The sequence below is a fragment of the Desulfobacula sp. genome, assembly GCF_030611305.1.
Lineage (GTDB): Bacteria > Desulfobacterota > Desulfobacteria > Desulfobacterales > Desulfobacteraceae > Desulfobacula.
Window position 1 is genome coordinate 1 of sequence record NZ_JAUWQB010000003.1, and the last position, 15,097, is coordinate 15,097.

Consider the following 15,097-nt stretch of genomic DNA (forward strand, 5'->3'; position numbering starts at 1 on the left):
GCAAACGATATGAGCAAAAAAAAATTGAAAAATTGGGTGAAATTTAATAGGGATATTATATTTCTGCTATATTTTGAATGGTTTCAACACCCTTTAATATAACCAACTGCGGAGCGGTTTAGTTCAATAAAGTACCAGAAGGAAATCAAAACTGTTTTCTGGTAAAAGTTGAAGACATAATACAAGTAATCTCAACTATTGAATATTAGATTGTCTTTGCTTTTATTTTATACCTTTGGTAGCAAAGATAAAGCATCTCACAATCTGTAGTGGAGTCAATAACAAAGTGAATCAAAATATTGTTTATAAATATAGAGGTGGAGAAAAAAAATTGTTTGAAAGAGATCTTGACGCTCTCAACAAAAACTATTTTTGGGCACCGAATCATCTCGAATTAAACGATCCTTGTGAAACTGTAGTTTCAGATGAAATATTAAAAAATCAAGTTAATGCTGTACTAAAATTATCTCCCTCTAAAAAAATCGATACGAAGCATCTATATTCGGCAATTGATAAAATGATGAAAAAAAGATCAGAGGTTGGGATTTACTCTTTATCATCGTCTTACAAACACGAGTTACTTTGGGCTCATTATGCTTATTCTCATAAAGGGTTTTGTATACAATATAACTTGGATTTACTAATCAAAAGAAACATATATCAGACACTCCATTTCGTCCCCGTAACATATAGAGATAAACCTCCAGATCTTACAGCTTTAGATATTTCAACAATAAAAAATGTTTTTAAAAAAATAGTTGGAACTAAGTCAACGCCTTGGAATTATGAAAAAGAGATTAGAATTATAACAGATAAAATTGGAGAGAATGATTATGATTATTCTGCGGTGACAGGCATTTATTTTGGTCTCAGAATGCCCGACGAATATAAAGAAAAGATGATGAACTTGTTAAAAGGGCGTGGCATAAAATATTATCAAATGTTTTTAAAAGATAGATCTTATCAATTCATAGCCCAGCCGTTAACAGATAAATATAAAAAAATTCAACCGTATCTATATCAAATTTCGCAAGAAACAGAAAAAATAGAATATAAAATTTCAAAGAAAGAATATGCTCAATTTGCTAAAAAAGGAACTATTGAGATACAATTAGAGCAGAAAATTACCGAAACCCAGCTCCAAAAAATAGCCTTAGATTTAAAAAACAAAATATTTCGGAAATCAAAAAGGGTATTCATGTCATATTTTTTGCCTGAAATGATGAATGGTGAAACTTGGGCAACGACCCACTTTGAATCAGGCAATTATACTATTAGGATATTGGGATTTACTATTGAGCAAGAAATAGAATTACAAAACAACTTTGAAGGGGATACTCAAAATATAATCGGCCAATGGATTGACACTTCCCCACATGTTAATCATGGATTAACTCTTTTTGAAAAAGAAAATAATTTGTTTTTAGAAAGAAAATTCACAAATGGAAGCAGTTCAATTACTGAGATGAAATCTTCTGAAATTGATGGGTGGGTTCGGTATGACGATATTGAAGATAATGCACACGGTGAGTATTTTACTGTTGATGGCGATGGTGTTCTTCACTATTTTTCATCCGAAGAAGAGTTTATGAGTTTAAAGCCCTATAAATCTTAGTAGCTTTCTGCCAATTTCTTTCATAATTAAGTCAAAGGGTATCCTAATTGGAATTGTCAGGAGACTTTCAAAATATCAACAATACAATTTCTAATCTTGATTTTGTTTGTGATATCAGACAAGCCGAAAAGGAAAGCTTTAAAAGACGAGACTTCTGGTACGGTTCTGAGAGATTGATTAAGGGTGGGCAGCCATCAGAAAATATTAAAAAAAGTCTGGAATGATAATCGAAACCTCTGACGGCAGATCTATTAACACGGCAACAGACTTGGGGCCGGAAGAGCGGCATATCTTACAGAAATTAATGGCATGGGGCCCCATGGTTGAATCTTTGGACCAGTTCCGGGACATTAAGAAAAAGGGCCTGGCCAATGGATGGAACAACTCGGGTCCTGTCCGTGAGAGCCGGGCCCTTTCACTGGTGGTCAAAGACCTTGAGGTTCAGATCCGCCAGAGGCTCAAACACCTGCCATGACCGTTGACACAAACCACTCAAGAATAATTATCCCAAGGAAAACTGCCATAAGCCTTCCAGGACATCAAGGATATCAATTCAATTCTTGATGAAGTTTTTTAAAGATCTGAGGGATCAAATCTATTACGTATTGACAGATCTTTTTGTTTTTATTACGATTTTTTTTGTTATAATTAATATTAGCTGTTTTGCCTGAAACCATTATTTTATTTAGAGAGAATCTTATGAGCGAACTTCTAAAAACCGTATTTTTTAATAAACACCAGGATCTTGATGCAAAAATTGTAGAATTCGGGGGCTGGGAAATGCCCATACAATATCCTGCCGGCATCATTAATGAACATATGACAACCCGTAAAAAAGCCGGCATCTTTGATGTTTCGCACATGGGAAGACTGTTTTTCAAAGGCAAAGACACACTGCCTTTTTTACAACACGTTTTGACCAACAATGCCATGGCCCTGGAATTAGGTGAAAGCCAGTATACACTGATCCAGAATGAAAACGGAGGGGCTATTGATGATGCGTATCTATACCGGTTTAAATCCGATGAGTATCTGCTTGTGGTCAATGCTTCAAACCGGAAGAAAGATGTGGCCCACTTTGAAAAGCATCTAAAGCTGTTTCAGGATATTGAAATGGTTGACAGAACCTTTGATATGGCCATGATTTCCTTGCAGGGCCCACTTTCCAAATCTATTATCGAAGAGATTGTTACGGGAGGAGTTCTGCCAGAACCTGCCCGGAACTGTTTGAGCATTGTAGATATCAGCGGCGTTGAAACCTGCCTTGCCAGAACCGGCTACACAGGTGAACCCCTGGGATTTGAATTCTTTATAGAGAACGAACATGCCGTTTTTATCTGGAATCTCTTAATGGAAAAAGGGGCTGTGCCGATCGGGCTTGGTGCAAGAGACACTTTGAGGCTTGAAGCAGGTCTGCCCTTATACGGTCATGAATTGGGTGTGGATCATGATGGCAATGAAATCCCTCTATTTGCATCCAAATTATCCAAATTTGCTGTCAGTTTCTCACCGCTTAAAGGGAATTTTATTGGAAAAGATGCTCTTTACCAACAATATTTTGCGTTTAAAAATATTATGGATCAGAAATTTGAAAATATTTCCCATTTGCCAAAAATAGTCATGCCCCTTGCCATCACCGGAAAAGGGATAGCACGAGAAGGATACAAGGTATTTTCAAAAGACAGACACGTGGGATATATTACGTCCGGAACCATGATCCCGTATCAGGAACCTGAAGGAAGCGGGCTGAATTCTGAATTTAAAGAAGATCCTAAAAGAAGAGCCGTTTCCCTGGCTTTGGTTAACAGCAGTATTCTTGAAGGAGAAACCCTTGAAATACAAATCAGGAAAAAACGGTGTGAAAGTATTGTTGTTCCCTATCACATGAGTTCGGAAGCACCGCCTTTTGTCAGGTCCATTCCCCATGATCAATTAAGATCTGTAAAACAGACAGGAGATGACGAAAACTATCCTAAACTTGCGCGGCAACTGGTATCAAAAGCGTTAAACAATCATACCTGGCGTCAGAAAGAGTGCATCAACCTGATCCCGTCGGAAATGAGCCAATCGTACCTGTCAAGACTCTTATCCATCAGCGACCCTGTAAACCGGTATGCAGAACATAAAGAGATTAAGGCCTTCTTTGGAGAAGATGTTTTTTATTACCAGGGAACCGAATTTATCCGGGAGGTTGAACATCTTATAAACAGGGAATTCCAGACTTTCTTGGGATGCCAAAATATCGAATCAAGGGTCATTTCCGGTCAAATGGCCAATACAGCTTTTTTCAGTGCGCTTGTGGATTTTCTCAACCGGACTGACAGGAAAAATGAGCAGAGAAGAATCCGTAAAATCATAAACAACCATATTATTAAGGGGGGGCACTTAAGTGCACAACCCATGGGAGCGCTTCGTGATTTTGTGGCAAGAGATCCCAAGACAGAAAAACCAGCCGTTATTAATTTTCCGGTATTAAAAGACAACCCTTATAAAATTGATATTCAAGCCTGTAAGGCCATCATTAAAGAGCACCGGCCCGAGCTGGTCATTCTTGGCAAAAGCATGATTCTCCACAAAGAACCGGTAGCCGAAATCCGTAAACTGGTGGATGAATTTTCCCCGAGTTGTCTCGTGATGTATGACATGGCCCATGTATTGGGACTCTATGGTCCACATTTCCAGGAGCCGTTAAAAGAAGGCGCTCATATCGTAACAGGGTCTACCCATAAAACCTATTTCGGTACCCAGCGCGGGGTTATTGCATCTGATTTCAATGAAGAGGACCTGGAATATGGGCTCTGGGAAGCAATCCAGAGAAGAACGTTTCCGGGAAGCGTCAGCAACCATCACCTGGGTACCATGACAGGTCTATTATTTTCCGCCTATGAAATGAATCATTTTAAGGAAGACTATCAGAAAGCCGTCATTTCAAATGCCAAAGCTTTTGCCGGGGCATTAAAGGAACAAGGCCTGGATGTGGCGGGTGATCCTGATATCTCTTTTACCGACACCCACCAGGTAATTCTGAATGTCGGCTATGGGAAAGGGGCAAAAATAGCCAAAGACCTTGAAGAAAATAATATCATTGTCAACTATCAGGCAACTCCTGTTGAAGAAGGTTTTACGGCATCAGGAGCGCTTCGGATGGGGGTGTCTGAAATGACACGGTTTGGCATGAAAGAAAAAGACTTTGAAGTGCTTGCGATGTTAATGGCAGATCTCATTAAAAACAGATCTATCATAAAAGATGAAATCATAAAATTCAGGGAAACATTTGTTGATATGCAATTTTGTTTCAAAGAATCAGAGGTTCAGGATGAGATGACATCTTTGTTGGGTTCTTTTAAATAACTATTTCCCAAGTGTATGACAAATCTCCACGGCAAGGGCATAGATAATATCTAACGGCAAATGCTGTTCTATTGTCCTGTCAAACAAAAGTCTTGCTTCGCTTGGGAAATCCTCATCACCCTGCCAGTACAATACGGCAACCGGGATAGTCGGTGTAATCTGAAATAAAAAGGAGGCATCTGCCAATTCAATGGGAATTCCGCCTGATTTTTCACTTTCTTTTTTAAAAAGATCTATATTATCCCCAAACCGGCCTGTAATCAAATCCGCAGGAATGGTATGCGGGCCTCTGAAAAACGCAGCCCCTCCCGGGATATCTTTTTCAGACACCCAGACCCCTGAAGGAGGTATGTTCTTTGATTTCATCAGATAATACAAAATAAATAAATACAAACAATTATGATGGGTTTTTAACCCTGGCCCTTCAGGTCGGACTTCATATTTATTTAAATCAACACAATACTTGTGCCCCCATATATTTACAAAATATTGCTCCCCGGTTTTATCAAATCTACAGCCAGTTCTTGAAACAACCTCTTCAGGATCACAGGATTTAAGGTCCAAAAAATTAGTTCTATCGATATCTTCACTCATATCATCCCCTTATCAAAACAACACGCCTCACCCTTATTTCAAGTCCTTTAAAATAAAAACTCCCATATCCATAGTTTTTAAGATTGTTTCCCAGTCATTTCATCAATGACAACTTTTATTACAAGCGTTTTTTCAAGCGTATCATCAGGATATTCAAATGTCCTGTCTGAATACTGTGACATAATAATATTTAATGCTTTTTTCTTTTCATTTGAATCTTCCAGCAATTGAGCCTTGCCTGATCCAATCACACTTTTATATTCAACTCCCCAGTCGCAGGCCAGCTTCGCCTTTTTAAGCCGAATAAGCTGATCAACCTCAAAACAGACATTGGGATTTTTTTTAATCAAATCAATCTTCCGCCCCTCCTTTGCACTGTGAAAAAAAAGGCATGCATCACGGTATCCAAAATTCATCGGAACCATATAGGGTTTATCACCATCCACCATTGCCAGGCGACAGACATTGCTTTCCTGTAAAATTTTTTCAATCTCTTTTGAGTCTGTAATTGCTTTTTCTTTTCTTCTCATTCCAGTGCTTCCTTGAATAATTTAAATTCTGATTCTGATATACCCTTCACCCCTATGGGGCGCTCTGTTTCATCATGGCAGTCTGAGCCGCCGGTTTTTAATAGATGATATTTTTTAGCCCAGGATGCCATCAAAACCTGGTGCTCTTTCGTATGACCGGGATAATAGACTTCCAGTCCATGAATACCCGCTTCAATAAATTCCGGCAAAATTCTTTGAACAATTTCCAGGGGGGGCAGAACTTCTTTATAATGCCCTTTACCCGGGAAAGACCCGGCTGCCGGATGGGCCAGGACTGCAACAATCTTATTTTCCCGGATAAAATCAATCACCGCTTCTAATTTTATCCCCGAAGGAAGGTAAGCCGGACTGTCATTTCCAATAATTGAATTGACGGTATCGGCATCGGTAATTCCAAAGCATTCCTTCAATGCAATGGCAAAGTGACGTCTTGTGGCATTATCACTTAATGCGGCAATATCTTCCAATTCTAAATTTCTTTTTAATAAAGCTGTTTTTCCTTCCGGTCCGAAAAATTTATTGATTTTATCAACCCTTGCCCTTACAAGTTTTTCTCCCCTTCCCCGTGCCAGAATATTCTGAAATCCTTTTATAAATTGATTGTCCAAAAGTCTGCCTACCGGAAAATAACATAAGAGATGCAGTGTTCCTGTAAAGTATGACCGTTTAAACCGAATAGAGACTTCAACACCACAAATTACCTCAATATTATATTTTTTTCCTGCTGCCACTGCATTTTTCAACCCTTCCAGCGTATCATGATCCGTGATCCCAATTGCCTTTATTCCAAGGGCTTTTGCCTGTTCAACCATCTGATCGGGCGTAAAATCTCCATCAGATGCTGTGGTATGATTGTGTAAATCCGCAAATATTTTTTGAGTCATCTGTTTCCTTTAACCGGCCAGGCACCAGTAATTTATTCATGTACCTGATTTTTATACCGGTTATCATAAAAACACAATCTAACTTTTTTTGAAAAAAAATAAGATATATTTAATTTTTATAAATTTAATGGTAGAAAAGAGAAAGCTCTTTTAATAACGTTAATTTGGAGATGATAATTAAAATGCTTAAAACCGGTAATGATATAGATATTATTAATGAACTTGGAAAAGTGGATTCCGAAGAGAGTGCCAAAGCCGTATTTAAACAATATATGGATGATGAGCAATTGACCCGGATTTTAAAAATCAAACACCCCGAAGTCTTAAAAAGAATTGCCGATTCAATTGTTCTTTGCAATCCTTCTTCTGTTTTTGTCAATACGGGATCATTCGAAGACAGGGAATTTATCAAAAATCTTGCCCTTGAAAAAAAGGAGGAAAGCTCTCTTGCCATGGAAGGGCATACCATTCATTATGACCTGGCCTCCGAACAAGGCAGAATCGTTGACAGAACCTATTATATCGCAAACCCGGAAGATCATGTCAGTTCTCTTGCCAACCGGATGGACAGACCGACTGCCCTTGAACAAGTCAAATCCAATATGACGGATATCATGAAAGATTTGACCATGATTATTGGATTTTACATAAGAGGTCCTGTCGGGTCTCCCGTATCAAATCCGGCTTTGGAAATCACAAGTTCCACCTATGTTGCCCATAGTGCGGAACTGCTTTACAGGAATGCCTATGCTGATTTTGATAAAGAAGTAGAAACCCTTGGTCATTTCTTTACAAATGTTCACAGTGAAGGCCTGAACAGAACCCAGGATCTGCCCGATGCAAGGGTTTTCATGGATCGAAAATTCAAGACCACCTATAGCTGGAAATGTACCTATGCCGGCAACACCCTGCTGCTTAAGAAAGGAAATCATCGATTTGCCGTGGATAAGGCTGTTTATGAGAATCTGGGGCAAGAATTGTCCGAGCACATGTTTATCACTGGAATTCATGGGCCGAATGATCGTATGACCTGGATTGCAGGTGCCGCTCCCAGCGGATGCGGGAAAACAACCACTGCCATGGCAGGAAATGTATTTATTGGTGATGATCTTGCCCAGATGTGGATCGCAGATGACGGCAGTATCCGGTCCATCAATCCGGAATGCGGAATTTTCGGCATTGTTGAAGATGTCAATCTTGAGGGTGATCCGCTGCTGATGAAAGTGTTAAGGCAGCCCGGATGCGAAGTAATATGGTCCAATGTACTCATTGATGGAAACAAGGTACCCCATTGGGTGGGAAACAATGAAGACCATCCGGACAAAGGCTTCAATTTTCAGGGTGACTGGCATAAAGGAAAAACCGATGAAAACGGCAAAGCCATCCCCTTATCCCATTCCAATTCGCGTTGCACATTAAGGTCTGATTCACTTGACAATTACTCTGGGGAAGCAGAAAATCCCGAAGGTGCCCTGACAAGAATATTTACATACAGTGGAAGGGATGCCGACACCATGCCGCCGGTCTGGGCGGCCAAAAGTTCCGATGCCGGGGTTGTCATTGGGGCCTGCATTGTTTCAGCAGCCACTGCCACTGAAGTCGGTGTAACAGGTGTTAAAAGAGCACCCTGGGCCAATGCACCCTTCATCCCGGGCTCCTTGGGGGATTACATGGATGCCCAGTTCAAATTCTTTGGAAATGATAAGATAAAAGAAGAATACAAGCCTGTGATGGCAGGTCTTAATTACTTTCTGACGGACAAGGCCCGTGGCGGGGATTCTTCTAAGCTTCTGGGAGAAAAAAGAGATGTAAAGGTGTGGCTTTCCTGGCTTGAACGATATGCCCACAATGAAATTGAATATATCTCAACACCCATTGGGAATCTTCCCAAATATGATGATCTGAAATCATTGTTTAAACAAATTATAGATAAAGAATATACAAAAGAGCTTTATACAAAACAATTTTCCCTATATATGGATCATATTATCAAAAGGGTTGAACTCCAGCAGGAAGCATATTCTAAAGAAGAAGAAATCCCCCAGATCCTGTTTGATATATTGGCCGAACAGAAAAAGGAGCTGTCAGCACTAAAGGATGCTCATGGCAGCATTATTTTACCGGATGTATTTATGGCATAGAGAAACCCCATGAGTAAAATATCATGTATTGAACTGTATCATGTCAGAATCCCCCTGGATAAACCCTTTTATCCAAGCTGGATTCCCGGATATCCGGCCATGGACAACCGGTTTGACCTTGTAAAAATCACCACCGAGGATGGGATACAAGGATATTCTGCAGGCCCTGCCATTGCTTCGGAAAGGTTGGGGCTTGGCAATTTGATTGCTCCCTATCTTCTGGGCCATGATGCCACTAATATCGATTTAATGCTTCAACGGCTCCGGGAAGTCAGCTATCTCGGTGTCCGGGCAAACTGGATTGAACCGGCATTCTGGGATATCAAGGGAAAACTTGAAGACAAACCCGTATACAAACTTTTGGGTGGCCATCGGGAATCTGTCGAACTCTATGCTTCCACCGGCGAAATCAAAGATAAAGACTCAAGGGTTTTTGAGGCCCGGAAAAGATACGAAGAAGGCTTTAAAACCATAAAAATCCGTGTCCATGAATTTGATGTTGAAAAAGACATCAGCCATGTCAAGGCAGTTGTGGAGGCTGTGGGTGACAAGATGACCATTGGGGTGGATGCCAACCAGGGATGGCGGGTGACCATTATCAATGATGCCCCGTTATGGGACCTTGAACGCGCCAAATATTTTGCCGATGCCTGTGCAGACATGAATATTGCCTGGCTTGAAGAACCCCTTCCCATGGATGATTACGAAAGCCTTTCCCAGTTGACAAAATACAGCAGAATTCCCATTGCAGGCGGTGAAATCCACACCAATGGGAAGAGTGAACTCAAATTCATGATTGAAAAAAAATGTTATGACATTTTTCAGCCGGATGCCATTATGACCGGTGGTATTCAACATGCACTTGAAGTGGCAGACCATTGCAGAAAACATGGTTTAAAATTTACACCCCATACCTGGACAAACGGTATCGGGTTTGCTGTCAATCTTAATGTTCTGCTGGCAAGCGGGTTCAACGGCACCAAACCTTTGGAATACCCCATTAACCCGCCTTCATGGACCATAGAAAAGCGGGACGGGATCTTGAAAAAACCTTTTATGCACGATAAAGGTATTCTTCACCCAACCTATGCACCCGGGCTTGGATTTGAAATTGATTTGGACAAGCTTTCCAAATATGGCAAAAAATTCTTCAGCATGAATAAAAGAAAACTCATGTTTTACACCATAAAGGACAAAGGCTTACTCACTGCGCTGAAACTCAATTCAAACAAAAAAAAGTATGGGGTGGATGCCCGGAAAAAAGATTAAAGCTTTCGGGCCAGATCCCTGATATCTTCAGAAAGGGTGAGCTGATTTTCCATCTCACCCTTTTCATCCATACCCCTGTAGCAGAGCGATGTTTCGTATTTAATATCTGCTGCATCAAAAAAGTACCTGGCTGTCAGCTTCAAACCGTCAAAAAGATCTTTTCCATGGGTGGCACCTGATGCCAGAAGCACTCCCTTGCGTTTGCGGTCCTTGAATTCATCCATTTTCAGCCTGTATTTTCGGGACCACATCACCTGAATACGATCAATCAAAGCCTTAAGCACTGCCGGAAAGGCGTAAAAATAAACCGGTGAGCTGATGACGACAATATCGGCCTTTATCATTGCCGGGAGAAAAATATGGGTAAAATCATCCTCAAAAATACACACCCCTTCTGTTTCACAATTGCCGCATCCTATACAGGGATTGATCTTGAGTTTAACGGCATTCAACACCTGAGTGTCATATCCCCTGACTTTCATTTCTTCCATGAAACAAGACATAAGATGCTGAGAATTCCCTTTATGGCGCGGACTGCCGTTTATGCCAAGAACCAGCATAATAGATTACTCCACAATGCCCAATACTTCGACTTCAAAAATCAGGGTGGAACCCGGTTTTATGAGAGATCCTGCCCCCCTGTCACCATATGCCAGGTCCGGCGGAATATACAATTCCCACTTTGATCCGACCTTCATTATCTGCAAGGCCTCAATCCAACCCTGGATCACACCGCCCACCTGAAATGTTGCCGGTTTGCCCCTTCGATAGGAAGAGTCAAACACTGTTTCATCAATGAGTGTGCCTTTATAATGACATTCTACCGTATCCGTTGCCTTTGGCAAAGGACCGTCACCCTCTGTAATAATTTTATATTGAAGCCCGGACGGCAGGGTTACGACACCCTCCTTTTGCTTGTTTTCCTCTAAAAACTTGGCTCCTTTTTCCCTGTTTACTTTGGATTCCATTTTAACCCTCTCTATCTGTTTTTGCCTTGCCAGCCGCTGATAAGATGTCAGGGCCTGTCTTAGCTTTTCTTCTGTCAGTTTGGACTGCTTTTCATGGCTGTCCCTGGCTCCCATGATAAAAAATGTGGGATCAAGTTCAAAGTTTTCTCTTAATTTATCAAAAATATCATATCCAAGAGCATAACTGATCTGCTTTTCAAGATCAGCTTTTTCAATGGATTGTTCTTTCTCTTCATTTGCAAAACATTGAATATTGAAAAAAAACAGAATGATCAGAACCAGAAAACATCTTTTACGATTTTGCATTAAGGTCTCCTTAAATTTTACAAAGTTTAAATTGACATGCCTTAATATGAGTAACAAAAAGACCAAAAATTTGCAATGGGCGTACCGACTTAAAACAGAGCGATCGCATGAAAAAATATGAATTTTAAGAGGTAACTTCTAATGAACCATAAGAAATGCAAACCGGTTCATTTTTTGGTCGTAGTCAATCTTAGGTATTTTATGGTTCATTTACTATTACATTTTTCAATAGTACCTGCCACTAAAATTCTATTGATGTATCTTTTTGGTATCCACAAGAATTGGGGACTCTGAATACTCGGTACAGGGATAATGATACTTGAGTGTGATCAAGGCATTAAACTTGATAAAAAAAATATAATTTGAAAGAATAGCTTTTGATATTTTTCTAAGATAAGAGAGTTTGATCTGGAGAAGTGATTCATTTGGATATGATTTTTTCATATTTTGCTTTTGTCAAAGGGCATTCCAACAGTTGATCAAAGTCTGAAACCGATAAGCCTAGCTGTCTAGCCATTGAGGCATATGTCTTTCTCGGAATGCTTTTACGGCCTTTTGGGACTGTTATTCGTTTTGCTTTTACACCGTTTAGCTTGAACCAGCCGTTAAATTCTTTTCCGCTTTTAAATTCAATGTGAAGTTTCTTTTCCCCTACTTTTTTAACATCTCTTACATTAAATTGGGCATTTTTCATAATCAGGAGTCAATAATCAATTCTTTTAAGAAATTTTTTATACTTAGCCACTCTTCAGTAAAATTGTCATCTTCTATCAAATCAAAATATAAAGATTCAATTTCAAATTTAAGAGCATCTATAGCCTCAATTCTATCATCACCACAACCGAATAAAGAAAAGTCAACAGCTCTAGCAATAAACCCTTCGCTATCTTTCTCGATTATAACATCTAAAGGACTTTGCAATCGCTTTGTTTCCAACATATTTAATTTGATTATGATTGCTTCATTTTTTTTAGATTCAGCATATTTTTTTTGTTCGATATAAGTAGCAATATGAGGAATCACCTTTTCCAATTCTATACTTGTTGCTACTCCTTCTTCAGCAATCACTGGAGTTGATGTAGTGTCTGACTCATTATGTTTATATTTCCAGTCAGAAAGAGAAGTGATATCAGTGGCACTATTTGTTGCTGTTCCGGTCATTTCAATCCTTTGAATTTATTTTATTCGTTAATTCTTGGCAAATACGTTTTGCCTCATCCCATTTGTCGAATAAACCAATAACAGTATTATGATCATCTTCTTCATTAAGGCTAATATTAAAATTATATGCGAGCTGAAGCATTTCCTTTTTTTTATTCTGCATCACTACGGAAATAGGTTTTGCATCAAGTCTAAATCTTGTCCCTAAGAGATCCTTGCTAAAATACCCGCCAAATCGAACATTTTCTTCCTCAAGATCATTAAATAATTTTGATTGTTCATTACAAAATAATGATCGGGTTAATTTATAGATATCTTTATCCAATGGAATTACATGATATGTAAAATTTAACCCGGCTGCTGTAAATGGAGTGTGGGGTAAAAGTTTAACAAGCCGACCAATTTTTGATGATAGTAATTCTTTGGTATTTTTATATTTAGGGTTTATTGAAAATTGCAATCGATCAGGAACAATATGTAATCGAAAGTCATCGGATTGAGCTTCAACAATCACGGGTAAACACGTTGCTCCTTGCAATTCTTTTTCCGTAAAAATTTTATTTTTATATAGCCAAACTGTATTTAATATATTTACGTTGAAGGTAGACGCAATAATAACTATGTTACAGTCAACAAAGTCTATATCGTGATTCATTTTATAGTTTTTCCCAAGAATATTTTTTTGCTATGGATTATTTAAACAAATAATAACCATTTTTATTTGTAAATCAAATATCACAGAAGATTATATAGAGCAAATTAATAATTTTTAATTTTTATTGCGAGCCGGAAACTCAAGATTACTTGCATTAGTCATAACTTCCCCAATATTCAACAATTCAAACGGTATCTTTAATCTCTGCTGAGCAAACGATCCTGGCAGCCGGAAAAATCCCTGTGAAAAACCTCGACTTTTGAAATTGAGCTATTTACGGTCATAAAAATCAGGGTCTTTGCTTTTATATTAAAGCATTTCTATGACGCATGCCATGGATACACCGCCGCCGCCGCAAAGGGTGGCAAGGCCAAGGGATTTATTCCTGTTTTTCATGGCATACATCAAGGATACCACGATTCTTGCACCGGTGGAGCCCACAGGGTGACCCAGCCCGATTCCCGAGCCATTGACATTGGTAATTTCCCGGTTCAGCCCCAGTTCTTTTTCACATCCGAGATATTGCCCTGCAAATGCCTCATTCACTTCAATGAGTTCAAAATCATCCATTTTAAAATGGGATGATTTCAATAAATTTTTAACCGCCGGTACCGGTGAAAGCCCCATGACAGACGGGTGGCAGGCGCCCCTTGAGGTTGTTTTTATCCTGGCAATGGGTGTCAGTCCCAATTCTCTGGCTTTTGAGGCAGACATGATAATCATACCGGTTGATCCGTCATTAATGCCGGAAGAATTCCCGGCAGTCACTTTGCCGATTTTAGGAACAAAGGCTGAAGGAAGGGCGGAAAGTTGTTCCATGGTTATTCCAGGCCTGAAGTGTTCGTCTTTATCAAAAATGATGGGATCTTTTCTTTTTTGAGGAACTTGAACCTGCACAATTTCATCCTTGAATGATCCGTCATTTGTGGCGCGCTCCACCTCGTTGTGACTTCTTAAGGCGACTTCATCCATCTCTTTTCGAGATATATCCAGATGCTGAGCTATAAATTCAGTGGTATGACCCATGATATAAGGTTTGCCTATAAAATAACTCAAAGGTGGCTGGGTCTCATCCACGGGCCCGTCCTCGGGATGAGGGATAATGTAGGAGCCGCAGTGCAGGGCATGGATCATATCATCCACAAATGTCTGATCCTGGAGTCTGCATCCCCACCGGGCATTGGGAACACTGTATGGCACCGATGACATATGCTCTGTCCCGCCTGCCAGAATAATGTCTGCCATGCCCGCCTGGATCATGGCCATCCCGGATATCATGGCTTCCATTCCGGAAATACAGACCCTGTTGATGGTAACAGCAGGTATTGCATCCGGAATACCGGCAAGCAATGCACCGACTCTTGCCACATTGAGCGTATCACACGATTCCATGCAGCACCCGTATCGTATATCATCTATCATCCCGGGCTCAATATTTGCTCTTTTAATTGCCTCTTTCATGGTAACCGCTGCAAGGCTTGCGCCATTCATAGGGAGCAGTGTTCCGCCAAAAGCGCCAATCGCTGTTCTACAGCCGGATACTATGACAACATCTTCCATTTTTATTATCTCCTGTACTTTAATTTAGATCCTTAACTATTT

The 15,097-nt window shown here is 39.9% G+C and carries 14 protein-coding genes; 5 read left to right on the forward strand and 9 right to left on the reverse strand.

Going from position 1 to position 15,097, the window contains the following annotated elements; all coding sequences use genetic code 11:
* Positions 1-286: 286 nt before the first annotated feature.
* The 3 genes from QAI40_RS00900 (at position 287) to gcvT (ending at position 4,966) form a co-directional block, all read left to right on the forward strand.
* The gene (locus QAI40_RS00900; RefSeq protein ID WP_299976179.1) at positions 287-1,615 is read left to right on the forward strand and encodes a DUF2971 domain-containing protein; all 1,329 of its coding nucleotides are present in this window, start codon (positions 287-289) and stop codon (positions 1,613-1,615) included.
* Between the two features lie 220 nt (positions 1,616-1,835).
* The gene (locus QAI40_RS00905) at positions 1,836-2,090 is read left to right on the forward strand and encodes a hypothetical protein (RefSeq protein ID WP_299976181.1); all 255 of its coding nucleotides are present in this window, start codon (positions 1,836-1,838) and stop codon (positions 2,088-2,090) included.
* A 224-nt stretch (positions 2,091-2,314) separates the two neighbouring features.
* Entirely contained in the window at positions 2,315-4,966 is a 2,652-nt protein-coding gene (gene gcvT, locus QAI40_RS00910; RefSeq protein WP_299976182.1) for a glycine cleavage system aminomethyltransferase GcvT, read from the forward strand.
* On the opposite strand, the gene QAI40_RS00915 is transcribed toward gcvT, so the two are convergent.
* The 3 genes from QAI40_RS00915 to QAI40_RS00925 form a co-directional block, all read right to left on the reverse strand.
* Positions 4,967-5,560 carry a DUF3786 domain-containing protein gene (locus QAI40_RS00915; RefSeq protein WP_299976184.1) on the reverse strand — a complete coding sequence of 198 codons (594 nt, stop codon included), beginning with the start codon at positions 5,558-5,560 and terminating at the stop codon, positions 4,967-4,969.
* Positions 5,561-5,637: 77 nt separating this feature from the next.
* Entirely contained in the window at positions 5,638-6,090 is a 453-nt protein-coding gene (locus QAI40_RS00920) for a pyridoxamine 5'-phosphate oxidase family protein (protein ID WP_299976186.1), read from the reverse strand.
* Positions 6,087-6,995: a PHP domain-containing protein gene (locus tag QAI40_RS00925; protein ID WP_299976188.1), complete on the reverse strand. Its 909-nt coding sequence runs from the start codon at positions 6,993-6,995 to the stop codon at positions 6,087-6,089. Before QAI40_RS00925 ends, QAI40_RS00920 begins: the two co-directional genes overlap by 4 nt.
* 182 nt (positions 6,996-7,177) lie before the next feature.
* Here QAI40_RS00925 and QAI40_RS00930 point away from each other — a divergent pair, with 182 nt between their 5' ends.
* Together QAI40_RS00930 and QAI40_RS00935 are read left to right on the forward strand one after the other, a co-directional pair.
* The gene (locus QAI40_RS00930; RefSeq protein WP_299976190.1) at positions 7,178-9,136 is read left to right on the forward strand and encodes a phosphoenolpyruvate carboxykinase (GTP); all 1,959 of its coding nucleotides are present in this window, start codon (positions 7,178-7,180) and stop codon (positions 9,134-9,136) included.
* Positions 9,137-9,145: 9 nt separating this feature from the next.
* Positions 9,146-10,405 (forward strand): mandelate racemase/muconate lactonizing enzyme family protein, encoded by a 1,260-nt coding sequence (locus tag QAI40_RS00935; RefSeq protein ID WP_299976192.1) that lies wholly within the window; start codon positions 9,146-9,148, stop codon positions 10,403-10,405.
* On the opposite strand, the gene QAI40_RS00940 is transcribed toward QAI40_RS00935, so the two are convergent.
* The 6 genes from QAI40_RS00940 to QAI40_RS00965 all read right to left on the reverse strand — a co-directional run bounded on the left by QAI40_RS00940 (position 10,402) and on the right by QAI40_RS00965 (position 15,055).
* Positions 10,402-10,965, reverse strand: a complete 564-nt coding sequence (locus tag QAI40_RS00940) for a flavodoxin family protein (RefSeq protein WP_299976195.1) — start codon at positions 10,963-10,965, stop codon at positions 10,402-10,404. The two genes, QAI40_RS00935 and QAI40_RS00940, sit on opposite strands and share 4 nt — an antisense overlap.
* A 6-nt stretch (positions 10,966-10,971) precedes the next feature.
* Complete coding sequence (locus QAI40_RS00945; RefSeq protein ID WP_299976198.1) at positions 10,972-11,679, reverse strand: FKBP-type peptidyl-prolyl cis-trans isomerase; 708 nt, start codon at positions 11,677-11,679, stop codon at positions 10,972-10,974.
* A gap of 421 nt (positions 11,680-12,100) precedes the next feature.
* Complete coding sequence (locus QAI40_RS00950) at positions 12,101-12,373, reverse strand: hypothetical protein (RefSeq protein ID WP_299976201.1); 273 nt, start codon at positions 12,371-12,373, stop codon at positions 12,101-12,103.
* Positions 12,374-12,375: 2 nt separating this feature from the next.
* A complete protein-coding gene (locus tag QAI40_RS00955; protein WP_299976204.1) occupies positions 12,376-12,840 on the reverse strand; it encodes a hypothetical protein in 465 nt (154 codons plus the stop codon).
* Position 12,841: 1 nt separating this feature from the next.
* Positions 12,842-13,495, reverse strand: coding sequence for a hypothetical protein (locus QAI40_RS00960; protein WP_299976207.1), 654 nt, complete (start codon positions 13,493-13,495; stop codon positions 12,842-12,844).
* A 309-nt stretch (positions 13,496-13,804) separates the two neighbouring features.
* Entirely contained in the window at positions 13,805-15,055 is a 1,251-nt protein-coding gene (locus QAI40_RS00965; protein ID WP_299976210.1) for a thiolase family protein, read from the reverse strand.
* Positions 15,056-15,097: the final 42 nt, after the last annotated feature.

What these genes read in the sequence shown, in the direction of transcription:
- QAI40_RS00955 (WP_299976204.1), bottom strand. Translation starts at nt 12,840, where the DNA reads ATGACCGGAACAGCAACAAATAGTGCCACTGATATCACTTCTCTTTCT.
- QAI40_RS00965 (WP_299976210.1), bottom strand. Translation starts at nt 15,055, where the DNA reads ATGGAAGATGTTGTCATAGTATCCGGCTGTAGAACAGCGATTGGCGCT.
- QAI40_RS00945 (WP_299976198.1), bottom strand. Translation starts at nt 11,679, where the DNA reads ATGCAAAATCGTAAAAGATGTTTTCTGGTTCTGATCATTCTGTTTTTT.
- QAI40_RS00935 (WP_299976192.1), top strand. Translation starts at nt 9,146, where the DNA reads ATGAGTAAAATATCATGTATTGAACTGTATCATGTCAGAATCCCCCTG.
- QAI40_RS00950 (WP_299976201.1), bottom strand. Translation starts at nt 12,373, where the DNA reads ATGAAAAATGCCCAATTTAATGTAAGAGATGTTAAAAAAGTAGGGGAA.
- QAI40_RS00930 (WP_299976190.1), top strand. Translation starts at nt 7,178, where the DNA reads ATGCTTAAAACCGGTAATGATATAGATATTATTAATGAACTTGGAAAA.
- gcvT (WP_299976182.1), top strand. Translation starts at nt 2,315, where the DNA reads ATGAGCGAACTTCTAAAAACCGTATTTTTTAATAAACACCAGGATCTT.
- QAI40_RS00960 (WP_299976207.1), bottom strand. Translation starts at nt 13,495, where the DNA reads ATGAATCACGATATAGACTTTGTTGACTGTAACATAGTTATTATTGCG.
- QAI40_RS00905 (WP_299976181.1), top strand. Translation starts at nt 1,836, where the DNA reads ATGATAATCGAAACCTCTGACGGCAGATCTATTAACACGGCAACAGAC.
- QAI40_RS00940 (WP_299976195.1), bottom strand. Translation starts at nt 10,965, where the DNA reads ATGCTGGTTCTTGGCATAAACGGCAGTCCGCGCCATAAAGGGAATTCT.
- QAI40_RS00915 (WP_299976184.1), bottom strand. Translation starts at nt 5,560, where the DNA reads ATGAGTGAAGATATCGATAGAACTAATTTTTTGGACCTTAAATCCTGT.
- QAI40_RS00925 (WP_299976188.1), bottom strand. Translation starts at nt 6,995, where the DNA reads ATGACTCAAAAAATATTTGCGGATTTACACAATCATACCACAGCATCT.
- QAI40_RS00920 (WP_299976186.1), bottom strand. Translation starts at nt 6,090, where the DNA reads ATGAGAAGAAAAGAAAAAGCAATTACAGACTCAAAAGAGATTGAAAAA.